Consider the following 22,465-nt stretch of genomic DNA (forward strand, 5'->3'; position numbering starts at 1 on the left):
GCGGCCCGGTAGCCCGGGCCGCGATCAGCGATCTACGGCTGCCACCACGGGCGCAACGGGACATCCCAGGTGCCGTTCGCGTCGAGCTTCACGCCGAGCACATGGTGCAGCTGGATCACGTTGCGCTGGAAGCCGAGTCGACAGCCCGCCATGTACAGGCCCCACACCTTCGCGGTGCCCTCGCCGACCTCGGCGACGGCCGCGTCCCAATTGGTGACCAGGTTCTTGCACCACTCGTGCAACGTCAGCGCGTAGTGCTCGCGCAGATTCTCCTCGTGCAGTACCTCGAGGCCGACGTTCTGGACATCGGAGATGATGCGGCCGGATCCGATCAGCTCCCCGTCGGGGAAGACGTAGCGGTCGATGAAGTCGCCCGCCTTGGTGGTGCGGGTGTTGTCGTGGCGGGTGATGCAGTGATTGAGGAACAGCCCGCCCACCCGCAGCTTGTCCTTGATGTAGCCGAAGTAGAACGGGTAGTTGTGCACACCGATGTGCTCGGTGAGACCGATCGAGGAGACCGCGTCGAATTCGCCCTCGGGGATGTCGCGGTAGTCGCTGTGCCGGACCTCGGCGAGCTCGCTGAGACCTTCCTCGGCGATCTTCTGCTGTGCCCAGGCGGCCTGTTCGGCCGACAACGTCGCCCCGATCACCTGCACGCCACGGCTCGCCGCGTAGCGGACCATGCCGCCCCACCCACAGCCGATATCGAGCAGCCGGTCGCCTTCCTTCAGCCGCAGCTTCTCGAAGATCAGCCGGTACTTGTTCTCCTGTGCCTGCTCGAGGGTCCAGTCCGCATCGCCGTACACCGCACAGGTGTAGGTCATCGACGGGCCGAGGACGTACTCGTAGAACTTGTTGGAGACGTCGTAGTGGTGGTGGATCGCCTCGGCATCGCGAGTCTTGGAGTGGCGCAAGCCTTCCAGCGCGATCCGGCGCCAGCGCGGCAGCGTTTCCTGTGGCGGGGGCGCGATCGGCTTGAGCCGCTCCCAGCCCAGCGAGCGGGCGATGGTGACCAGCGACAATGCCGAAGGACGATGGAACTTCATGTCCTGCATGGCTTTCAAGATGTCGTACGGGTCGCCGGGATGCACCCCCTCGGCGATCATGTCGCCGGCGATATAGGCCCGCGCCATGCCGAGGTCGCCGGGGGCGCCTGCCAGGTAGTTGATGCCGCGCGGGGTCTTGATCTCGAGCGTGTAGGGCGCGTCCTCCGGGCCGGTCGCGCTGCCGTCGTAGGCGGTCAGGCGGACGGGGATTTCGCCGTCTACGAGGCTCTCGACGACCTCGGCGATGTTGAGCCGGGTCCCCAGCTCTGCCAATACCTCGGATCGGTCCTTGAATGTCGTCACTTGCGTTGCACCGCCTTCGAATACAGATTCAGCAGTCGTTGGTCCGGGTCGTAACGGGTCTTCAGTTCGGTATAGGTGTCGCCGCCGTAGAGCTCGGCGAACTCGGCCTCGTCGTAGTAGGAGTCCGAGTAGAGCGACTTGTGTCCGTCGAACGCGGACACGATCTTCTCGATGGCGCGGTTGGCCGCCCCTTCCGGTTGACCTCGCTTGGTCGGCACCGCCGACCAGAATCCGACATTGACGTAGGTGCGCTGTGGCTCGAGCGGATACAGCGGCCACGGACGCGCACCGTCCGTCGCCGGCGCGTCGTCGAGCGCACGCAAGCGCAATGGGCACAACCAGATCGGCTCGATGGGTATTTCCCGCAGGAACCATTCGACGAAGTCGGCGGTGTGCTGGACCGGTACCTCGATGTCCTGCACGACGCGTTCCTGCGGCGGGTCGCCCTTGCGGGCCTGCCTGCGGTCATCGATGTGGTACTTGCGGTCGAGCGCGACCAGTTTCCAGTAGAAACTGCTGCGGCGGCGCGACTTCGGCCAGAGCCGGCGGATCTTCGGGTTCTGCGCGCCGAACGCGCGCGAGCACCAGAACCAGTCGGTGTCCCAGCGCCACAGGTAATCGTGAATGGTCAGCCGGTCCCGGATCACGCCGTCGGGGTGCTGCAGGGAGCGGTAGAAGATGTCCATGCCGGTGTAGTCGCTGACCGGGCCGGGCTCGTCGGTCTGGCGACCCAGGGTCAGGTAGCTCTCGTTCGCGCTGAACACCACGCCGTCGATGTAGTCGACGGCTTCGTCCTCGAAGCGGCGTTCGACGACGATCCGATCGAGTTCGGCTTCCAGTTCGCGCAGGTCGTGGAAGCGCACGTGCCGCAATTCCACGAACGGCAGAACGGGTTCGAGTTCGATCTTCAGCCGGACGGAGTATCCGAGCGTGCCGTAGGAATTGGGAAAGCCGTGGAACAGGTCGGCGTGCTCGCCGGTCGGTGTCGCGGTGACGATTTCCCCGGCCCCGGTCAAAATGTCCATTTCCAGCACGGATTCGTGAGGTAGACCGTTGCGGAACGAGGTGGATTCGATGCCGAGACCGGTCACCGCCCCGCCCAGGGTGATGGTCTTGAGCTGGGGCACCACCAGCGGCGCCAGCCCGTAGGGGAGGGTGGCCGCCACCAGGTCCTCATAGGTGGTCATGCCCGCGACGTCGGCCGTGCGGGCTTGCGGGTCCACCGCGATCACCTGCCCCAGGCCGGACACGTCGAGACCGGGCGCGGTGGGTGCCGCCCTGGCCCGGAACAAGTTCGATGTCTTCTTCGCCAGCCGGACGACGGCGCCGGGTGGGATGGCGCGATAGCTTTCCAGCAGTCGCTCCACTCCCGCTCGATGCGCGGCATATCCGGACTCGCGTGTGGCCGGTTCGTGACCAGCCCTACCCAAAAGACTCACTGCCACCCCATTGACGCTAGTACGACCATGTCCGCCGGGCCACCGGATACTTGCGCGCCGCGACAAAATGTCACGCACATGTTCCCGCACCGCCCGAACCTGGTCGGGTGAAGCGGTCGAGGACAGGGCAGGATGTAACCCGGTCGAGATATCGCCACACCCCCAGCAAGGAGTCAACAGTGGGACAGGTCAGCGCAAGCAGTTCGATCGTCGTCGCCGCGGATCCGCAGCGCACGCTCGCCGCGATCGGCGACTACGAGACGATCCGGCCGCGCATTCTTTCCTCGCACTACCGCGACTACAAGGTTGTCGAGGGCGGCAACGGCGCGGGCACCGTGGTGGAGTGGACGCTGCAGGCCACCGAGAAGCGCTCACGCAATGTGCGCGCGACCGTGACGGTGGCGGATTCGGTCCTCACCGAGCGCGACGCCAACTCCACCATGGTCAACACCTGGACCGTCACCCCCGACGGCACCGGCTCGAAGGTCACCGTCGAGACCACCTGGAAGGGTGCGGGCGGCATCTCGGGCATCTTCGAGGGCATCTTCGCCCCGCTCGGCCTGAAGAAGATCCAGGCCGAGGTGCTGGGCAACCTCTCGCGCGAACTGGTCTGAGCTCAGTTCACCGCGGTAGGTCAGTCCTTGCCGATGTCGAAGAGGTTTCCTTCGGGGTCGGCGAGGGTGGTCCACTGGATGCCGTACTCGTCGAAGTCGCCGATGTGCTTGGCGCCCAGGCTGATCGCGCGCTCGATGTACTCGGCCCACTCGGCCGTGTGGAAGTCCAGATGGACCACATTCTTGCCAGGTGTCTTGTCGGGGACCTGGATGAACATCAGGATCGGGGCGAGACCGGCGGATTTGCCGACGGTGGCGAAGAACTGCGAGGCCTCCGGGTCGACGGGTACGTCGAGCAGTTGCGCGTAGAACTCGGCCTGGGCGGTGGCGTTGTGGCAGTCCATGGTGATGTTCGCCAGGGCGATGGTCATCAGATTTCTCCTTCGGTGATCGGCCAGCACACCTCGGTGCGGTAGTCGGCCTGGTTATCGGTGGTGTCCGGTCCGACGAGGTAGCGCTCGCGGACCGGTTCGTCCGGCAGTGCGGCGCCGTGCTCGGCGACGTGGCTGCCGAGCGCGCCATAGGTGCGGTCGAAGTCTTCGAACGGGCCGTCGTGGACGGCCACGGCGAAATGACGGGCCGGGAATTCGACGACGGCGAAAGCGCCGGTGGGGACCAACTCGGCGCCGGGCGGTAACGGCACGAACGCGGTGACCGCACCGTTGTCGTCGGTGAAGAACTCGTTCGAATATGTCGCTCCCGCAACACCTCCCGGTTCGACGCCCGACGCGAGCAGTGTCGTGTACAACTGCTCGAACGCGGTGCCGCACCAGTCGGCGATGGCGATGCGCTCGATCCGGTCGGTGACCGTGAGCGCCGTGAACGCGGGCTCGATCCGGTAATCGACCTCGATCGGTGGTGCGGGTGCGGTGAGCAGGGCGCGCAGCGAGACCACCACCTCGCGGGTGCGTTCGAGCGCGGCCTCCATCCTGATCAGGTGCGCCCGCAGGGCGGTGTCCCGCTCGCCGGGATCCGCGGTGGCGAGCACGGTGCGGATCTCCGGGAGCGGCATGTCCAGGTCGCGCAGGCGGCGGATCAGATGGGCCTGCTCCACCTGGTCGGTGGAATATCGGCGATAGCCGGTACCCGCGTCTACCTCGACCGGCTCGAGTAGCTCGATCTCGTGGTAATACCGCAGCGTCTTGACGCTCAGATGGGTGAGGCGGGCGAACTCTCCGATCGCCACGGTTGCTGTCATGACGTTCAGAGAACACCCTCCAGCGGGTGGAGGGTCAACAACGATCAGGCAGGCGTCAGGACGAAGGCGGCGAGCAACGGCCACTCGCCCTCACGCCACCACGAATAGCCGAACCAGACGCCCGGGGTGACCTCACGGATCTCGTCGTAGACCTGCGGGGTGGGTGAGGGCGCGTAGTTCAGCGCCCAGGTGGGGGCGCCGTCGAGGATCGACGGTGCTCGATAGACATCGGCCGGGAACGCCGCGATCCCGGCGCCGGTGACCCGGTTGGTCAGCGTGCCGCCGTCGGGCCCGGTGTTGAACACTTTGCCGATCCACAGCGCCGGTGCGGCGGCTCCGAGTTGCGGCGGGCGCGTCACCCAGCCGTTGGTGACGCCGTTCGCCACCGCGCCCGCCTGTGCGTCGCGGTAGATCTGGTCCTGCTGGGTGACGCTGCAGCGGAAGCGCAGCGAATCTACGGTCGCCGCACGATTGCCCGGATCGAGTACGCAGCCGTTGCCGTAATCGGTGATCCCGTCCCCGGGCTCGGCCGATACGACGGCGGGCGAGAGAAGGAGCAGGCTGAAGATGGATGCGCTCGAGGCTATGATCGATGCCAGGCGCGCACGGGATGCATTCATCGACTCTCCTAGAGATTGCTGAATCATTGCCCTATCAGGGCTGATCGTATGCCCGAAGTCCCGGCGGAGCCATTCATTCAGCCCCCATTTCCCACGACTAAACTGGCAACGGCACGCGGCCATGCCCCGCACCCGACGTACCCCCACGGTTTTCGGCCGCCTCGCACCCGAGGGGCGAGACGGAACGCCGAAGGCGCAGTATCGTCCCTCGGGTGCGAGGCCCCCAGGGCCGAAACCCCGCGGCGCCAGCCGCCGAAAATACAGGAGTGTTGTGCAACCCGGTGATGGTCAGTTCGATATGCAGGCACTGCTCGCCCAGGCTCAGCAGATGCAGCAGGCAGTGATGCAGGCGCAGGCCGAGCTCGCCGAGACCGAGGTGGCCGGTCAGGCAGGCGGCGGTCTGGTGCAGGCCACGATCAAGGTCAGCGGCGAGGTGATCGCGCTGACGATCGACCCGAAGGTGGTCGATCCGGAGGATGTCGACGGACTGCAGGACCTGGTCATCGGTGCGATCAACGACGCGATGGCCAATGCGCAGCAGCTCGCGGCCGAGCGCCTCGGCCCGCTGTCGCAGGGTCTCGGCGGCGGTTCGATGCCCGGTCTGCCCGACTTCTGATGTATGAGGGGCCGGTTCAGGATTTGATCGACGAGCTGGGCAAACTGCCCGGCGTCGGTCCGAAGAGCGCACAGCGCATCGCTTTTCATCTGCTGCAGGTGGAGCCGCCGGATATCGACCGGCTACAGGCCGCCCTGCAGAAGGTGCGCGACGGCGTCCAGTTCTGCGTGTCGTGCGGCACCGTCGCCGATGGCGAGCTGTGCCGGATCTGTGCCGACCCACGCCGCGACCGCACGATGATCTGTGTAGTCGAGGAACCCAAGGATGTGCAGGCGATCGAGCGCACCCGCGAGTTCCGTGGTCGCTACCACGTGCTCGGTGGTGCGCTCGATCCACTCAGTGGCGTCGGGCCGGATCAGCTGCGGATCAGGGAACTGCTCACCCGCATCGGCAATCAGGAGGACGGCATCGATGTGAGCGAGGTGATCATCGCGACCGACCCGAATACCGAGGGCGAGGCGACGGCCACCTATCTCGTGCGGATGCTGCGCGATTTCCCCGGGCTCACCGTCACCCGGTTGGCCTCCGGGCTGCCGATGGGCGGCGACCTGGAATTCGCCGACGAACTGACCCTCGGACGGGCACTGTCCGGCAGGCGGACGCTGTAGGACGGATCGGGCCGGCGCGCGCTGGTCGTCGCCGGTCACATCCGTCCCGGGATCAGAGCTCGACGCGGGTCCAGGCGACGCCGTCGGTGGTGGCGGGCTTGCCGTTGGCCCACTCCCAGATGATGCGGGCGACCTGTGCCGGGTCGTCGAGGGTCGTGCCGAAATGCCGGTCGGGGGCGCCGTCGCGATATTCGAGGGTGTAGGGGCCGCTCGGGTCGCGGTAGGTCTGGATGTAGCGCTGTTCGCCCTGCTCGACGATGAGATACGGGTTGGGCGCGGCGAGCCCGGCCACCCAGTGGTGTGCCAATTCCTCGGTGAGATAGGGGAATTCGCCCGCGCCGCCGTGCGTGACGTTGATCGGGATGTGGCCTGCCGGGTCGATGAGCCAGGTCAGCTGCGGATCGTAGACGGCGTAGCCGCGCGGGGTGGCGAGGTCGAAGAGCAGGTTGCGGACGAAGCCGATGGCGTCGTACGGCGAGGGGATGTAGAGCGTGTCGCCGCTGGGGCCGCCGACGGATTCGACGCTGAGGAACGAGTCGTCCACCGGCAATTCGGCGTTGCGGGCGTTCAGCTCGGCCGCGATCTCGGCGATCGAAGCGGACTCGGTCACGCCTTCCTGGTCGGCCAGGTACGCGTCGATCTCGTCGACAGAGCTGGCGACGCCGGACGGCAGGAGGATGTGGTCGTAGCTCACCCGGCCAGCCTACGGGGAGCGGAGTCGGCGGTAATCGATGTGGTCCCTGCCCCGCGCTATTACCAGCGTGTTTCGAAAGGGGGGCCGGTCGGGAAACTCAGGTTTCGTCGGCCCGCGCGGTGTCGGGGGAGTGTGGTCCACTTGGTGGATGGGCATCAAGGTGTCACTCGAGCACCGCACGGCATACTCCTTCGATCGTCTCGTCGAGGTGCACCCGCACGAAGTGCGGTTGCGCCCCGCGCCGCACTCGCGCACGCCCATCGAGGCGTATTCGCTCGAGGTGTCGCCGGCCGAGCACTTCGTCAACTGGCAGCAGGACGCGTTCGGCAATTTCGTTGCGCGCCTGGTCTTCCCGAATCCGACCAAGGAGTTGTCGATCACCGTGGGGTTGATCGCCGACCTCGAGGTGGTCAATCCGTTCGACTTCTTCATCGAGGATTACGCCGAGTTCTTCCCGTTCGAGTACGACACCGCACTCGCCGATGATCTCGCGCCCTATCTGCGGCCCGTCGACGAGGCGGAGCCGGGCAGCGGCCCTGGCGAGTTGTTGCGGGAGTGGGCGCGGGTACACCGGCCGCGGGCCCGGACCCGTGCCATCGACTATCTCGTGGAACTCAACTACGCGCTGCGCAATTCGGTCGACTACACCGTGCGCATGGAGGCGGGTGTGCAGACACCCGACCACACGTTGCGCACCGCCCTCGGGTCCTGCCGCGACTCGGCCTGGCTGCTGGTCGGCGTGCTGCGTGAGCTGGGGCTGGCCGCCCGCTTCGTCTCGGGCTATCTGGTCCAGCTCACCTCCGACGTGCCGTCGCTGGACGGACCGTCGGGCCCGACCGCCGACTTCACCGACCTGCACGCCTGGACCGAGGTGTATCTGCCCGGTGCGGGCTGGGTCGGGATGGATCCCACCTCCGGGCTGTTCGCGGGCGAGGGTCACATTCCGCTCGCCGCCACCCCGCATCCCGGCGCCGCCGCCCCGATCACCGGGGCGACCGGGATCACCGAGGCCACCCTCGACTTCAGCAATGTGGTGCGTCGTATCCACGAGGATCCGCGAGTCACGCTGCCCTATACCGATTCTCAGTGGGAACGCATCGTGGCCTCCGGTGCCGCGATCGACGCGCGGATGGCCGCGGCCGATGTGGGCCTGACCATGGGTGGCGAGCCCACCTTCGTCTCCATCGACGACCAGGTGAGCGCCCAGTGGACCACCGACGCCGACGGCAGGCACAAACGTGAGCGCGCCGTCGACCTCGCCGACCGGCTCCGCTCGATCTACGCGCCGACCGGCATCGTGCAGTATCGCCAGGGCAAGTGGTATCCCGGAGAACCGCTGCCCCGCTGGGAGATCGCGATCGCGTGGCGGGCCGATGGCGAGCCGGTCTGGCAGCGCCAGGACCTGCTCACCGACCCGTGGACACCGGTGTCGCAGCACACGCCGGTGCAGCCGGTCGCCGAGACGGCCGGGCACTCGCACTCGAACGGCTACGCGCCTGCCGGTGCCGAGGTCGCGACCGCTGTTGTCGCGCTGGGCCTGGCGGACGAGTCCGGCGTGGACGCGACCGATGACGTGCCGGGGCCGGTCGACGCGATGTCGGTGCTCGATGCGCATCTGCCCCCGCTCGTCCCGGTCGACATGGTCGCGGTCTTCGACGCGCGCCGTCGGGTCGGCGGTGACGAACTCGCTGCCGCTGTCGTCGCGTTGGGGCTCGCCGACGATGACGATGTCCGGCGCAACGGCAAGACGGTCGAAGTCGTCATGGTCGACGAGACCGACGCGGGCGATCTCGTGGAAACGGCGGAACCCGAAGTCGAGGCGGCGGACCTGGAGGTGGTGGAGTTCGACGACGGACCGGCGCTGATCGACGAGCCCGTCGAGTTCGTCGCCGCCGAACACCGCCGCGCCGCGGAGAGTCAGCAGGCCAGCGCGGAAGCCGGCGGCTCTGCTCGCCCCGGGAAAAAGGTCGAGGAGTCGAAGAAGGAAGCCAAGGAGTCGGCCAAGGCTGCCGAGAAGGCCGCGGCCGAACTGCGAAAAGTGATGCGGAAGAGCAAACTTCGCGGGAAGAAGGACAAGGCGAGTGCGCCGCCGTCGGCCTACCCGCCCATCCAGCTCGCCCGCTCGCAGCCGATCAACTCCGCCGCCGGGGTGATCCCCGACCGGGCGCCCGCTGCCGATATCGGCGCGGCCAAAGCGCTGATCGCTGAGATCGCGGGCACCCTGGGGTTGCCCGATGGACAGGTGCGGCCCGCGTTCGAGGATCCGCTGGCACGGTTGGCGGCGACCGTGAGTGCGCCGTACGGCGATCCGCCGCCCGCCGATATCGATCCGGCCGAGGACTCGCCCGAGGTGCGGCGGGTATTGCTCGAGAGCCTGGAGGAGTCGGTCGATCAGCCGTCGGCGTATGTGCTGCCGATTCATCGCCGGGCCGACGGTGCCGGCTGGGCCAGTGCCGACTGGCAGCTGCGTCGTGGGCGTGCCGAGGGCGGCCGTGGCCGGATCGTATTGGCCGATGGCGATTCGCCTGCCGGACTTCGCCTTCCGATCGGGTCGGTGTCCTGGCACGCGCCGCCGATCCTGCCCGACAGTGACCCGCTCTACCAGAAACCGTTGCGCGCGGAACGGGCCGAGCCGCCCGCCGCGGTGGAGCCCGCCGATTTCACGCCGACGACCGCACTGGTCGCCGAGGTCAGGCAGGGGCGACTGCACGTGTTCCTGCCGCCGGTCACCGAGCTCGACGACTTCCTCGATCTGATCGCCAAGGTGGAGGCGGCCGCGGTGGCGATCGGGCAGCCGGTGGTGCTGGAGGGCTACGCCCCGCCGAGTGACGCACGGCTACAGACCTTTTCGGTGACACCCGACCCGGGCGTGATCGAGGTGAACATCATGCCGACCAGCTCGTTCGCCGAGCAGGCCGAGGTGCTGAACACCCTCTACGAACAGGCCAGGCTCGCCCGGCTGAGCACCGAGTCGTTCGACGTGGACGGCACGCACGGCGGCACCGGCGGCGGCAACCACATCACCCTCGGCGGGGTTACCCCGGCGCGTTCGCCGATGCTGCGCCGCCCCGACCTGCTGGTCTCCATGCTCACCTACTGGCAGCGCCATCCCGCGCTGTCGTACCTGTTCGCGGGTCGTTTCGTCGGCCCGACCTCGCAGGCGCCCCGCGCGGACGAGGGTCGCGAAGGCGCGCTCTACGAACTCGAGATCGCCTTCGCCGAGGTCGCCAGGCTCACCGCCGAGCATGCCCCCGGTCCCACGCCGTATGAAATCCGTTCGGCACCTTGGCATATCGACCGGGCGCTGCGCCATCTGCTCACCGACCTCACCGGCAACACCCACCGCGCCGAGTTCTGCATCGACAAGCTGTACAGCCCCGACTCCGCGCGCGGCCGGCTCGGGCTGCTCGAGCTGCGCGGCTTCGAGATGCCGCCGCATTTCCAGATGGCGATGGTGCAGTCGCTGCTGGTGCGCGGCCTGGTCGCGATGTTCTGGGACAAGCCGCTGCGCGCGCCGCTGATCCGGCACGGGTCCAACCTGCACGGGCGCTATCTGCTGCCGCACTTCCTGATGAACGACATCGCCGAAGTGGCCGCCGACCTGCGCGCGGCGGGCGTCGACTTCGACACCGCCTGGCTCGACCCCTTCACCGAGTTCCGCTTCCCCCGCATCGGCACCGCCATGATCGGCGAGGCCGAGCTGGAACTGCGCGGGGCGATCGAACCCTGGCTCACCCTCGGCGAACAGACCACCGGCCAGGGCACCGCCCGCTACGTCGATTCCTCGGTGGAACGGTTGCAGGTGCGCTTGGTCGGCGCCGACCGTGGCCGCTACGTCCTGACCTGCAACGGCATGCCGGTTCCGCTGTTGGCCACCGACAAATCCGATGTGCAGGTGGCGGGCGTGCGCTACCGCGCCTGGCAGCCGCCGAACTCCCTGCACCCCTCGATCACCGTCGACGCCCCCCTGGTGTTCGACCTGGTAGACGTCGCGACGGGCATCTCCCGCGGCGGCTGCACCTACCACGTCGTGCACCCCGGCGGCCGCGCCTACGACGACGCACCCGTCAACGCTGTCGCCGCCCAGTCGCGCCGCAACCGCCGTTTCGAGGCCGCCGGTCATACCGTGAACCCGATCGATCCCGCCGAACTCCGTGCGAAGATCGCGGCACAGTCGACCGATGTGGGAGCACCAGGCATCCTGGACCTACGCCGCGCGCGAACAGTGTGGGGCCAGTAGCGGGGAGGTTCGGCGCGACACAGAACGCCGGGTCGACCCGCACACCGGTCTGGTCGACCGATCGATGGAAGTCAGTGGCTTCGGGTTTTGCGGCCGTCCCGATTCTGGAGTGACGGAGGGAGGGAGCGCAGCGACTGACCGGAGGAGGGAAGAATCGGGACAATCGGGGCCGCAAAACCCCGCGGCGCCAGCCGCAAATAAACACAGGAGGCTCGGTGGCTCAGCGCGATGAAGCGCAACGGGGCGGGAATCGGTCGGGATCGGGCGTTCGCGCTCAGGTTGCCGAGCAGTTCGCGCGGTATCGGGCTGACAGTTCGGCGGAGGCGCGCTTCGACGAGTGCGGCAGGCCGACCACGGGCTATTACGACGAATTGGTCGACGGGCGTGGGCGGGTGCGGTCGATGTGGTCGGAGTTGTCGGCCGACTTCATCGACCAGGGGATCGGCGGGATCGATCGGATCGATCACCGGGTGCGCAGGCAGATCGAGGACGACGGTGTCACCTACACCGAGGTCGGCCTCGGCGGCGATGACGACACCGCGATACCGCAACCATGGCGTCTTGACCCGATTCCGCTGCTGGTGTCCGCCGAGGACTGGACCCGCCTGGAAACCGGTCTCGTGCAGCGTTCGCTGGTACTCGACGAGGTGCTCACCGACGTCTACGGCCCGCGCAGGCTACTGAGTTCGGGCCTGTTGCCGCCGGAGGTGGTGTTCGGCAATACCGGGTATGTGCGGGCCGCGCACGGCATCACGATCCCCGGCACCCACCAATTGTTCCTGCACGCCTGCGACATCAGCCGGTGGAGTGACGGGCAGTTCCGGGTGCTCGCCGACTGGGCGCAGGCACCCTCGGGCGCCGGGTACGCGCTGGCCGACCGTCGCGTGGTGGCCTCGGCCATTCCCGAGGCTTTCGAGCACGCGGGGCCGCGTCCGCTCAGCCCGTTCGCGCGGGCCATGCGGTTGATGCTCGAGGAGGCGGCGCCCGAACTGGCCGATGGGGAAGAGCCGGTCGTCGTCGTACTCAGCCCGGGTTCACATTCCGAAACCGCCTTCGACCAGGCCTATCTCGCGCAGATGCTCGGCTTCCCGCTGGTGGAGAGTTCCGATCTGGTGGTGCGCGACGGCGCGCTGTGGATGCGCTCGCTCGGCAGTTTGGAACGGGTCGATGTGGTGTTGCGGCGCGTCGACGCCGAGTTCTCCGACCCGCTGGATCTGCGCCCCGATTCGCGGCTCGGCGTGGTCGGGTTGGTCGAGGTGCTGCGCCGCGGTGCGGTGACGGTGGTGAACACCCTCGGTAGCGGGCTGCTGGAATCGCCCGCGCTGAGCCCGTTCCTGCCGCGCATCGCCCGCTCGGTGCTCGGCGAGGATCTGCTGCTCGATGCCACCCCCGCCTACTGGGGTGGCGACGACACCGAGCGCGCGCACCTGGTGTCGCACGTCGGTGACCTGGTGATCCGCTCCGCCGTCGACGGTTCGACGATCTTCGGACCGAGCCTGTCGGCCGCCGAGCGCGCCGACCTCGCCGCCCGGATCGAGGTCGAGCGGTGGAAGTGGGTCGGGCAGGAGCCCGCCGAGTTCTCGGTCGCGCCCGCGGTCGACGGCCCGGCGGGGCTGGCGCCGGCGCCGGTGGGCATGCGATTGTTCTCGCTGGCCAGACGGGGCAGCTATACGGCGATGTCGGGTGGACTCGGTCAGCAGCGCATGCGGCTCGAACCGACCCGCAGCGTGATCAAGGTGGCCGCCAAGGACGTGTGGGTCCGCGCGGCTCCGGCCACCGTGCCCGCGGCGAGTTCCGAAGCGCCGCACGAGGAGCGGTTGCGCAGGGCGGTACCGGTCGTCGAGGCGATCAGCTCGCCGCGCGTGCTCAACGACCTGTTCTGGATGGGCCGCTACAGCGAACGCGCCGAGTCGGTGGTCCGCCTGCTCGCCGCCACCCATGACGTGTATCAGGACTATCGCTATCGACCCTGGCTCGACGGTGCAGAAGCCTTACCGATCCTGATGCGCGCCCTGTCGATCACCACGGGCACCGTCGCTCCACAGTCGGTGCTGCCCAACGGAATCGGTCAGTTGGTGGCCGTGCGATCCGGCGATGCCGCCGCGACGGCGGGAGCGAATGCAGCTGCGGGGAGCGATGATTCGGTAGCGCGCTCGTCATCGAGCGACGAAGAACCCACGGATGCGGTGGATCGCGACTCGTCATCCGTTCCGGTGGCGTCACAGCGTCAGAGCCAGTCCGTCGGGCCCGATCAGTCCGCAACCGATGAGGCAGAACTCGACGCCGCCGATGACGAGGCGGAGGCGCCATGGGAGCGGGCGGGGACCAGTGCGCTGGCTCGCGCGCTGCGCACGACCGGCGTCACGCCCGAGCGTGGTTCGGAGCCGGTGCCAGACCCCGAGCCGGAGCCCGTTCTGGCTCGGTCGCGGCAGGCGCAGGGTCAGTTCACCCATCGCGCCATGGATTCCAGTGGTCAGGAAGGCGTAGCCGCGCGGCGGGCGGTGGCGGGCGCTTCCGCCGAGGGGTTCCAGTACCTGGCCTCGTTGACCGGCGATCGTGAGCTGGCCGGCTCGCTGTCGTACGCGGTGGATCATTACGGATCCGCCGCGCGAGCGGTGCGTGATCAATTGTCCGGTGACACCTGGATGATCATCGGCGCCGTCGACCGCGCACTGGCCGAATTCCGCAGTGCCAGTAGCGAACAGGAGACGGCGTTGTCGTCGGTGCATTCGCTGACGCTGGCGGCGCTGCTGTCGCTATCGGGGATCGGCGCGGAGTCGCTGGTGCGCGACACCGGCTGGTACGTCATGGACATCGGCAAGCGGATCGAGCGCGGGCTGGCCGTGACGTCGCTGATCAACGCCGCACTGGGGCGGCGCGTTTCGGCCGAGGTGCAAGGGGTGGTCGCGGAGGCCGTGCTCACCGCCACCGAGTCGGCGGTGAGTTACCGTCGCCGCCATCGTGGTTCGGCGCACGTGGCCGCGCTCGCGGGACTGCTGCTGTTCGACCCGGGCAACCCGCGGTCGCTGATCTATCAGCTCGACCGGCTCGAGGCCGATTTCCAGGCGCTGCCCGGTGGTTCCGGCGCTTCGCGTTCGCAGCGCCTGCTCGCCGATGCCCAGCGCATGCTGCGCCGCGTGGACCCGGCCGACCTGGAACACACCGACGACGACGGCGTCCGCACCGAACTGGTGGAACTGCTGGAGGGGGTGCACTTGCGACTGCGCAAGCTGGCCGAATCGTTCGAGACCACCAAACTCGCTGTCCCGCTGGGTATTCAGCCCCTCTGGGGTAATACCAGGATGGTCGGATGACCCGGCGATACATGGTGGTGCACCGCACCACCTACAGCTACTCCGACGAGGTGACCAGCTCCTACGGTCGCGCGTACCTCACCCCGCGCGAATATCCGGGTCAGCACCTGCTCGAGCACGAGATCTACATCGACCCGGTGCCCTCGGACCGCTCGGTGGGCACCGATGTCTACGGCAACACCACGACCTATTTCCACGTGACCTCCGAGCATCGCAACCTCGAGGTCACCGGCGAGTCCCTCATCGATGTCGACGGCGAAGACCCGGCGGCGATGCCGGGCGCCGACATGCCATGGGAGTCCGCGCGTCCCACGTCCGCGAACGGCCCGCTGGCCGTCGAGTTCACCCTCGATCTGCTCCCGCCCGAGATCACCCCCGACGTCGTCGCGTACGCCGCGCAGAGTTTTCCGCCGGGCAGACCGCTGCTCGAAGCCGTGACCGAGCTGAACACCCGTATCCACCACGACTTCCAGTACCGCTCCGGCTCCACCACGGTGAGCACCAGCGTGGCCGATGTGTTCGCCGCCCGCGAGGGCGTCTGCCAGGATTTCGCCCGAATCGGCGCGGCGTGCCTGCGCGCGCAGGGTCTGGCCGCACGCTACGTCTCGGGCTATCTCGCCACCGACCCGCCGCCGGGCAAGGAACGGATGGTCGGCGTCGACGCCACCCACGCGTGGGCCGCGGTCTGGCTGCCCGGCGTCGACGACACCGATCGCACCGGCCGCTGGATCGCCTTCGACCCCACCAACGATCAGTTCGCCGACGAGCGGTACGTGACGGTGGCGTGGGGCCGCGACTACCAGGACGTTCCGCCGCTGCGTGGCATCATCTACACCGACGCGAAACAGTCCACAATCAAAGTATCGGTCGATGTAGCCCCGGTGGAGGTGTAGTCCGTGCGTGATTTCGTCTGTCCGAATTGTGGCCAGCAGCTGGCTTTCGAGAACTCTGTCTGCCTATCGTGCCGCAGCGCACTGGGTTTCAGTCTGGGGGAACGGGCGCTGGTGGTGATCGGTGACCCGCCGAGCGACGAGGCGATCGACCACGTGGCGGGTGTCGTCGACAGCGACCGCTTCCGCCTGTGCGACAACCTGCATGTGGCGCAGTGCAATTGGCTGGTCGACGGTGACGCGTCCGGTCCCGGTCTGTGCGTGTCGTGCAAGCTCACCAGGACCAGGCCCAACGACACCGACACCGACGGCCTCGCCGCTTTCGCCGAGGCCGAGACGGCCAAACGGCGATTGATCTTCGAGCTGGTCGAGCTCGGTCTGCCGATCGTCGGCCGCGACGAGGATCCCGAGCACGGGCTGGCCTTCGATCTGCTGTCCAGCCGGACCGACGGCGTGCTCACCGGTCATATGGACGGAGTGGTCACCCTCGACCTGGCCGAGGCCGACGACCCGCACCGCGAGCAGTTGCGCGTCGAGATGGCCGAGCCGTACCGCACGTTGCTCGGCCACTTCCGGCACGAGACCGGGCACTACTACTTCTCCGTGCTCGTCGCCGACGACGCTGCCCTGCAACGCTTTCGCGACCTGTTCGGCGATCCCTTCGCCGACTACCAGGCGGCACTGGACCGCCACTATTCCCAGGGTGCGCCCCGCGGCTGGAAACGCGACTACGTCTCCTCCTATGCCACGATGCACGCCGCCGAGGACTGGGCCGAAACCTTCGCCCACTACCTGCACATCCGCGACACCCTCGACACGGCGGCCGCCTTCGGACTCGCCCCGGCGGGCGCGACCCTGGACCGCCCACAGATCGGCCGCGCCGGATTCGACAAGATCATCGAGCTCTGGCTGCCGCTGACCTGGTCGCTGAACATGGTCAACCGCTCGATGGGCCGCGACGACCTGTACCCCTTCGTGCTGCCGGAGCGGGTGCTGGAGAAGATGCGCTTCGTCCACGACCTGTGCACCGGCAGCCACGCTCCGGCCACGGAGGCTGTCGTCTCGTCGGGGTGATACCTCGTCGATTCCGCTGCGATGAGCGTCACAGCTAGCTACTCTTCCTTCTTGAGACGAGTGCGTCTCAATCCGGTCGGTACCTCGACTCGGACTGCTCGACGAGAAGTGTGTGGCTATGAACTCTCCGCTGGTATCTGTCGGTCTGCCCTTGGCGCTGGCGGTGATCATGTTCGGCCTCGGGCTCTCGCTCACCGGCGCCGACTTCGCCCGCATCGCGAAGACGCCGCGCATCGTCGCCATCGCGCTGGTCTGCCAATTGCTGGTGCTACCGGTGGTCGCGTTCGGGCTGGTGCTGGTGTTCGATCTGTCGCCGATCCTGGCGGTCGGCATGATGCTGCTCGCCGCCTCGCCCGGCGGGACCACCGCGAACCTGTTCAGCCACCTGTTCCGTGGCGACGTGGCGCTGAATGTGTCGCTGACCGCGGTCAATTCGATCATCGCGGTCGTCACCGTGCCGCTGGTGACCAACTTCGCCATCGGCTACTTCGAGCCGAGCGGCGAGGACGGTTCCGTCGGTTTGCAGCTGAGCAAGGTGATCCAGGTGTTCGCCATCGTGCTGGTTCCGGTCGGCCTCGGCATGCTGGTGCGCCGCTGGTCGGCGGAGTTCGCGGACCGGATGGACAAGCCGGTACGCATCGGGTCGGCGATCACGTTGCTGCTGGTGATCGTCGGCACCATCGTCAGCGAGCGCGAGACCCTGACCGACTCACTCGCCGACGTCGGCGCCATCACCGTCGTGTTCTGCCTGATCAGCCTGTCGGTCGGCTACTACCTGCCCCGCCTGCTCGGCGTCGCCGACCGTCAGGCCATCGCCTGCTCGTTCGAGGTCGGCATCCACAACAGCACCATCGCCATCACCATCGCGATCAGCGTGCTCGACAGCACCGAGCTGGCCGTTCCCGCAGCGGTGTATGGCGTGCTGATGTTCCCGCTCGCCGCGCTCGTCGGCTGGATCGTCACCCGTCGGCAGGTGCGCGCCGCCGTGTAGGTCAGGCGTGGGCCGCGTAGATGTGGCGGGCCAATTCGTCTCGGAGAGTGCTGAACTCGGGGAGCGCGCGGATCGTGGCGAAGTCGGCGCCCGCATCGAAGGTGGGCGTGACGTCGTGCACGACGCGGCCGGGTTCGGTACCCATCACCAGGATTCGGGTGCCGAGGAGAATAGCTTCCTCGATGCCGTGGGTGACGAAAAGGACCGTCTTGCGGCGGTCGCGCCACAGGGTGAGTAATTCGCGCTGGAGCCGCTCCCTGGTCAACGCGTCGAGGGCGCCGAAGGGTTCGTCCATGAGGACGATGCCGGGATCGTTGATCAGGACACGGGCGATCTGCGCGCGCTGCTGCTGTCCACCGGAGAGTTCGTAGGGTTTGCGGTCGCCGAGCTGGTCGAGTCCGACCAGCTCGAGCAGCCGCTGGGCCTGCGCGCGCCGCGTCTGCTTCGCCACCCCACGGACTCTCGGACCGAACTCGACATTGCCGCGGACCGAGAGCCAGGGATAGAGATTCGCCTGCTGGAAGACCACGCCGCGGTCGGGATCGGGACCGTCGACCACCCGATCGCCGACCCGCACCTCCCCCGACGTCGGTGCGAGGAATCCGGCGAGGATGTTCAGCAGGGTCGACTTGCCGCAGCCGGAAGGGCCGATGACACAGACGAATTCGCCGGGTTCGATGGTGAGATCGGTCGGTGCGAGCACCTGGACGTCACCGTCGGGACCGGGGTAGCTCTTGCTCACCCCGGCCAACGTCACCCGCTCGGCATCGCCGGTCACCGGCCCCGCGGTCACGAGCCCGCGCCCGCCGCGGCGGTGGCGGAGATGCCGTCGCGATACTGCTGCTCGGTGCCGACGGCGGCGATACCGCCCTGGCTCAACAGGAATCGCGCGGTACCGGTGAGGTCAGCGCTGAAACCGCCGCCCAGGTACTTCGCCCCGGCCTGCTCGGCGGCGGGCAGATACTGGTAGCCCGCCAGCTGCGGAACGACCTTGTCGGGAGCGATGCCCAGCTGCGCGCCGATCGACACCGCCGCCTCCGCCTGCTGGTTCTTCAGCTGACCGACGGCATAGTCCTGCACCTTGGCCCAGGTCTTCGCGAACGCGGCGTTGCCTGCGAGGAACTTCTTGTCGGCGATGGCGAGGTCATAGGTCGGCGCACCGGCCGCCGCGGTCTCGGCGCTGCTGGTGAGCACCGTGCCGCCCGCCGCGGTGAGCTTGGACAGCGTCGGGTCCCAGACCCAGGCCGCGTCGATCTGATTGCCCTGCCACGCACCGGGAATCGCGTCCGGGGCGAGGTTGATCAGCTCCACCTTGCCGGTGAGCCCGGCCCTGTCGAGTGCGGCGAGCAAGCTGTAGTGGGACGTGGAACCGAAGGGCGTCGCCACCTTCCTGCCGACCAATCCGGCCAGCGTGGTGATCGACTTGTCGCGCACGACAAGCGATTCCGAGGTGCCGATCACATCGTGGATCCATACCACCTGCACGGGCAGGTTCAGCGGTGCCGACAGGGCCTTGGTGGCGGGGCTGGAGCCGAGCGTGCCGATGTCGAGGCCGCCGGCGCCGAACGCCTGCACCACATCGGCGCCGGAGGAGAACTGGCTCCAGGTGATCTTCGCGTTCGGCAGGCACGCCTGCAGCAGGTTGCGGTCCTTCACCAGCAGGTCGCCGTTGGGGATGGCCTGGAAACCGAGGCGGACAGTGCTGGTGACGCTCGGGTCGGCGGCGAACGGGCAGCTCGCGGACGCGCCGGTGTCCTCGCGCCCGGACTCCACGCAGCCCGCGGTGACCGCGAGGACGGCGGAGAGCGCGGCCGAGGTCGCGGCGACCTTGCGCAGTGCGGATTTCATGACTTGCCTTTCCATGGAACAGCTTTGGTGCCGATGAACACGATCACCGCGTCGAGCAGCATCGCCGCCACGCCGATCACGATGATGCAGGCGATGGTGAGCGGCGTATTCAATTGCGTGCCCGCGATATACGCGAGACCGCCGATGCCGGGGATGCCGTTGTTGAGTTCGGCCGCGACGACCGTGGTCCAGGCGAAGGCCGTCGCGATGCGGATGCCGCTGATCACGTTGGGCAGGGTCGCGGGGAGCACGACGAGCGAAACAACCTGTGCGCGACCGGCACCCAGCGAGCGCGCCGCGTTCAGGTAGTCCTGTTTGACGCCCAGCACGCCGTCCAGGGTCGCGATGACGATCGGCGGGAACGCGGCGAGGAACAGCAGCCAGATCTTGGCGGTGTCGCCGATGCCGAACCACACGATCAGCAGACCGATGTAGCCCAGCGGCGGGAGGGCGCGCAGAAAGTTCAGGATCGGTTCGGTGACCCACCGCACCGGCGCGACCATCCCCATCACGAATCCGACCAGCGGCCCGACGACGATCGCCGCGCCCACCCCGATCGCGATCCGCTGGAGACTGGCCAGCAGGTGCTCCCAGAGGTAATAGTTCTGCTCGCCGACCACGAACCGATCCACGCCGTCGGCGATCCGATGCGTGGAATTGGCCCGCACGAAGGCATCCCACACCGCCTTCGGGGACGGCAGATACAGCGGGTCGACCAATCCGGCCGCGGTCACCACCGTCCAGCCGGCCAGCACCACGCCGAGCGCCACTACCGCGGCCAGCACCGATCCACCCCGCCGAGGCGCCTTCGCAGTGCTGGGTTTCGCACCGGCCGCTTCGTCGGCGTCCACGGTCGACACCACTGCGGTCACCTCAGCACTCCTCACCTCCGGTGCTGGACGGATTCGCCCAGCACTGCGAAGGGAGACGCTATCGGCGCAGGTAGCGGTTGCGGGAGGTTAAAAGTCGCGATGAGCGGAAGTCCGCGCGACGTCGTCGATCCGCGGTCGGCTCAGGCGCGCAGGCGTTCCTTGCGGAGGCGATCGACCTCGGGAAGGTCGAGGGGGGCCAGGTCGGCGGCGGGGATGCCGAGGGCCATGGCGATGAGGAGATCGGCCAGCTCGGGGTTGCGGGCCAGCGCGGGGCCGTGCAGGTAGGTGCCGAAGACCGAGCCCTGGACCACGCCCTCGGTGCCGTCGCCCACGCCGTTGCCGACACCACGGGTCACGCGGGCGAGCGGGGTGGCATCGGAGCCCAGAGTCGTGCCACCCCGGTGGTTCTCGAAGCCGCTGAGGGGGGCTTTCAGCCCGGGTACCAGCGGCGTGGTGGTGACCTCGCCGATGGCGCGCACCTTCTGCGGCGAGGTGGTGACATCGAAAAGGCTGACGCCGTCGACCTTTTCGCCCGCCGAAGTCTCGTACCAGTTGCCGAGCACCTGGATGGCGGCGCAGATGGCGAGCACGGGTGCGCCCTTGGCGGCGGCCTGCTGAAGGCCGGGGTACTTCTGCAGGTGGCGGGTGGCCAGCCGCTGCGCGGAGTCCTCGGCGCCGCCGAGGGTGTAGATGTCGAAGGAATCCGGGACGGGATCAGCGAGGGTGATGTCGATGATCTCGGCGTCGTAGCCCCGCATCCGCAGGCGCTGGCGCAGGACCAGGGCATTGCCGCCGTCGCCGTAGGTGCCCATCACGTCGGGCAGGACGAGGCCGATACGAAGCGTTGACTCGCTCACTTGCGGGCCTCCAGGTCACGGTTGAGATCGCGGAACGCGGTGTAGTTGGCCAGCACCTCGACATGCCCGGCGGGGCAGGAGGCGATGGCGCGCACGGGATCCGGGATGAGCGTGTGTTCGACGCCCGCGTAGGTCAGGCGCACGGCGAGATCGGTGGCGCGCTCGCCCGAGGCGACCACCTGCACGCCCTCGAAGTGCTCGAACCGCACGTCCCACAGCCAGGACAGGTCCTCGCCGTCGGGCACCTGACCGTTCACCGCGATCACCAGACCGGCCGAGGACGGGTCGATCATCGACAGCGCTTCCTGCCAGCCCGCGGGGTTCTTGGCCAGCAGCAACCGCGCGTCGTGGTCGCCGACGGTGACCGTGCGGTAGCGGCCCGCGATCTCGCGCACGGTGCCGGTGGCATCGGTCGCCTTCGCGGGCTCGGCGCCCATCGCGACCGCCGCGGCCACCGCCTGCGCCGCGTTGCCACGATTCGCGCGACCCGGCAGCGCCAGATGCAGCGGAGCGCGGAAACCGTCCGGGCCGCACAGGTCTTCGCCCTCGAGCCACCACACCGGCTGCGGGCGATGGAAATCGGCGCCGGTCGAGCGCCAGTTCTCGCCCTCCCAGACGATCGGCTCGCCGCTGCGCGGACAACTCGTCGCGTCGACGGCCCAGCCGCTGCCCGCCGACACCCACACCACATTCGGGTGGTCGTAGGCGATGGAGGCCACCAGCACGTCGTCACAGTTGGCGATGACGACCGCATTCGGATGACGCAGGAGCCCGGCACGCAGCTTGCGTTCGATCATGTTGATCTCGCCGACCCGGTCGAGCTGGTCGCGGCTGAGATTGAGCAGCACCACGGCAGCGGGGTCGAGCGCATCGCTCACGTGCGGCAGGTGCAGCTCGTCGACCTCGATGGCGGCCAGCGCCACGCCCGGGTGCAGGCTGAGCGCGGCCACGATGCCCGCGTCCATATTGGCGCCGTCGGCCTGGGTGGCGACATCGCCGAGCGTGCCGAGCGCCGCGGTCGTCATCCGGGTGGTGGTCGACTTACCGTTCGTGCCGGTGATCAGCACTGTTCGCCGGCCGCGCCCGAGCTGCGTCATGATCGACGGATCGATCTTCAACGCGATCAGGCCGCCGATCATCGAACCCTTGCCGCGACCCGCCTTCTGCGAAGCCCACGACGCTGCCGCCGCTGCTCGCAAGGCCAAGCGCCCACGCACCGAGATGTCTGCCACGCCGCGAGT

19 protein-coding genes are annotated in these 22,465 nt (G+C 68.1%); 8 read left to right on the top strand and 11 right to left on the bottom strand.

Annotated elements, in window-relative coordinates; translation table 11 throughout:
- Positions 1 to 32 precede the first annotated feature (32 nt).
- Both ACFVJ5_RS11085 and ACFVJ5_RS11090 read right to left on the bottom strand, forming a co-directional pair.
- Positions 33 to 1,349 carry a class I SAM-dependent methyltransferase gene (locus tag ACFVJ5_RS11085; RefSeq protein ID WP_379219868.1) on the bottom strand — a complete coding sequence of 439 codons (1,317 nt, stop codon included), beginning with the start codon at positions 1,347 to 1,349 and terminating at the stop codon, positions 33 to 35.
- Positions 1,346 to 2,788 carry an FAD-binding oxidoreductase gene (locus ACFVJ5_RS11090; protein ID WP_379220605.1) on the bottom strand — a complete coding sequence of 481 codons (1,443 nt, stop codon included), beginning with the start codon at positions 2,786 to 2,788 and terminating at the stop codon, positions 1,346 to 1,348. The genes ACFVJ5_RS11085 and ACFVJ5_RS11090 overlap by 4 nt, the downstream gene beginning before the upstream one ends.
- A 179-nt stretch (positions 2,789 to 2,967) precedes the next feature.
- Between ACFVJ5_RS11090 and ACFVJ5_RS11095 the strand changes: the two genes are divergently transcribed.
- Complete coding sequence (locus ACFVJ5_RS11095; protein ID WP_379219869.1) at positions 2,968 to 3,402, top strand: SRPBCC family protein; 435 nt, start codon at positions 2,968 to 2,970, stop codon at positions 3,400 to 3,402.
- 20 nt (positions 3,403 to 3,422) lie between these two features.
- On the opposite strand, the gene ACFVJ5_RS11100 is transcribed toward ACFVJ5_RS11095, so the two are convergent.
- Genes ACFVJ5_RS11100 through ACFVJ5_RS11110 form a run of 3 tightly spaced genes read right to left on the bottom strand, consistent with a single transcriptional unit; the run spans position 3,423 to position 5,220 of the window.
- Positions 3,423 to 3,773, bottom strand: coding sequence for a VOC family protein (locus tag ACFVJ5_RS11100; protein WP_378638614.1), 351 nt, complete (start codon positions 3,771 to 3,773; stop codon positions 3,423 to 3,425).
- Entirely contained in the window at positions 3,773 to 4,600 is an 828-nt protein-coding gene (locus tag ACFVJ5_RS11105) for a MerR family transcriptional regulator (RefSeq protein WP_379219870.1), read from the bottom strand. The genes ACFVJ5_RS11100 and ACFVJ5_RS11105 overlap by 1 nt, the downstream gene beginning before the upstream one ends.
- A 44-nt stretch (positions 4,601 to 4,644) precedes the next feature.
- Positions 4,645 to 5,220 (bottom strand): hypothetical protein, encoded by a 576-nt coding sequence (locus ACFVJ5_RS11110; RefSeq protein ID WP_379219871.1) that lies wholly within the window; start codon positions 5,218 to 5,220, stop codon positions 4,645 to 4,647.
- A gap of 298 nt (positions 5,221 to 5,518) precedes the next feature.
- Here ACFVJ5_RS11110 and ACFVJ5_RS11115 point away from each other — a divergent pair, with 298 nt between their 5' ends.
- Positions 5,519 to 5,836 carry a YbaB/EbfC family nucleoid-associated protein gene (locus tag ACFVJ5_RS11115; protein WP_228536936.1) on the top strand — a complete coding sequence of 106 codons (318 nt, stop codon included), beginning with the start codon at positions 5,519 to 5,521 and terminating at the stop codon, positions 5,834 to 5,836.
- Positions 5,836 to 6,444 carry a recombination mediator RecR gene (recR, locus tag ACFVJ5_RS11120; protein WP_056822003.1) on the top strand — a complete coding sequence of 203 codons (609 nt, stop codon included), beginning with the start codon at positions 5,836 to 5,838 and terminating at the stop codon, positions 6,442 to 6,444. The genes ACFVJ5_RS11115 and recR overlap by 1 nt, the downstream gene beginning before the upstream one ends.
- A 52-nt stretch (positions 6,445 to 6,496) precedes the next feature.
- Here recR and ACFVJ5_RS11125 read toward each other — a convergent pair whose 3' ends face one another.
- Positions 6,497 to 7,138, bottom strand: a complete 642-nt coding sequence (locus ACFVJ5_RS11125; protein ID WP_379219872.1) for a hypothetical protein — start codon at positions 7,136 to 7,138, stop codon at positions 6,497 to 6,499.
- A gap of 148 nt (positions 7,139 to 7,286) precedes the next feature.
- On the opposite strand from ACFVJ5_RS11125, the gene ACFVJ5_RS11130 reads away from it, so the two are divergent.
- The 5 genes from ACFVJ5_RS11130 (at position 7,287) to ACFVJ5_RS11150 (ending at position 17,647) form a co-directional block, all read left to right on the top strand.
- On the top strand, positions 7,287 to 11,378 hold the full coding sequence (locus ACFVJ5_RS11130; RefSeq protein WP_379219873.1) for a transglutaminase family protein: 4,092 nt from the start codon (positions 7,287 to 7,289) through the stop codon (positions 11,376 to 11,378).
- 215 nt (positions 11,379 to 11,593) lie between these two features.
- Positions 11,594 to 14,692 carry a circularly permuted type 2 ATP-grasp protein gene (locus ACFVJ5_RS11135; RefSeq protein ID WP_379219874.1) on the top strand — a complete coding sequence of 1,033 codons (3,099 nt, stop codon included), beginning with the start codon at positions 11,594 to 11,596 and terminating at the stop codon, positions 14,690 to 14,692.
- The gene (locus tag ACFVJ5_RS11140) at positions 14,689 to 15,585 is read left to right on the top strand and encodes a transglutaminase N-terminal domain-containing protein (RefSeq protein WP_379219875.1); all 897 of its coding nucleotides are present in this window, start codon (positions 14,689 to 14,691) and stop codon (positions 15,583 to 15,585) included. The genes ACFVJ5_RS11135 and ACFVJ5_RS11140 overlap by 4 nt, the downstream gene beginning before the upstream one ends.
- A gap of 3 nt (positions 15,586 to 15,588) precedes the next feature.
- Positions 15,589 to 16,656: a putative zinc-binding metallopeptidase gene (locus ACFVJ5_RS11145; RefSeq protein ID WP_379219876.1), complete on the top strand. Its 1,068-nt coding sequence runs from the start codon at positions 15,589 to 15,591 to the stop codon at positions 16,654 to 16,656.
- A 118-nt stretch (positions 16,657 to 16,774) separates the two neighbouring features.
- Positions 16,775 to 17,647, top strand: coding sequence for a bile acid:sodium symporter family protein (locus ACFVJ5_RS11150; protein ID WP_379219877.1), 873 nt, complete (start codon positions 16,775 to 16,777; stop codon positions 17,645 to 17,647).
- Between the two features lies 1 nt (position 17,648).
- Here the strand turns inward: ACFVJ5_RS11150 and ACFVJ5_RS11155 are convergent, their stop codons facing one another.
- From ACFVJ5_RS11155 to ACFVJ5_RS11175, 5 genes are all read right to left on the bottom strand, one after another.
- Positions 17,649 to 18,440: an ABC transporter ATP-binding protein gene (locus ACFVJ5_RS11155; protein ID WP_379219878.1), complete on the bottom strand. Its 792-nt coding sequence runs from the start codon at positions 18,438 to 18,440 to the stop codon at positions 17,649 to 17,651.
- A complete protein-coding gene (locus tag ACFVJ5_RS11160; RefSeq protein WP_379219879.1) occupies positions 18,437 to 19,495 on the bottom strand; it encodes an ABC transporter substrate-binding protein in 1,059 nt (352 codons plus the stop codon). The genes ACFVJ5_RS11155 and ACFVJ5_RS11160 overlap by 4 nt, the downstream gene beginning before the upstream one ends.
- Positions 19,492 to 20,358, bottom strand: a complete 867-nt coding sequence (locus tag ACFVJ5_RS11165) for an ABC transporter permease (RefSeq protein ID WP_379220607.1) — start codon at positions 20,356 to 20,358, stop codon at positions 19,492 to 19,494. The genes ACFVJ5_RS11160 and ACFVJ5_RS11165 overlap by 4 nt, the downstream gene beginning before the upstream one ends.
- A 149-nt stretch (positions 20,359 to 20,507) precedes the next feature.
- Positions 20,508 to 21,224 carry a type 1 glutamine amidotransferase gene (locus tag ACFVJ5_RS11170; protein WP_379219880.1) on the bottom strand — a complete coding sequence of 239 codons (717 nt, stop codon included), beginning with the start codon at positions 21,222 to 21,224 and terminating at the stop codon, positions 20,508 to 20,510.
- Positions 21,221 to 22,456 carry a MurT ligase domain-containing protein gene (locus tag ACFVJ5_RS11175; RefSeq protein ID WP_379219881.1) on the bottom strand — a complete coding sequence of 412 codons (1,236 nt, stop codon included), beginning with the start codon at positions 22,454 to 22,456 and terminating at the stop codon, positions 21,221 to 21,223. Before ACFVJ5_RS11175 ends, ACFVJ5_RS11170 begins: the two co-directional genes overlap by 4 nt.
- Between the last annotated feature and the right edge of the window lie 9 nt (positions 22,457 to 22,465).

It is taken from the genome of Nocardia sp. NPDC127606, assembly GCF_042671725.1.
Taxonomy (GTDB): domain Bacteria; phylum Actinomycetota; class Actinomycetes; order Mycobacteriales; family Mycobacteriaceae; genus Nocardia.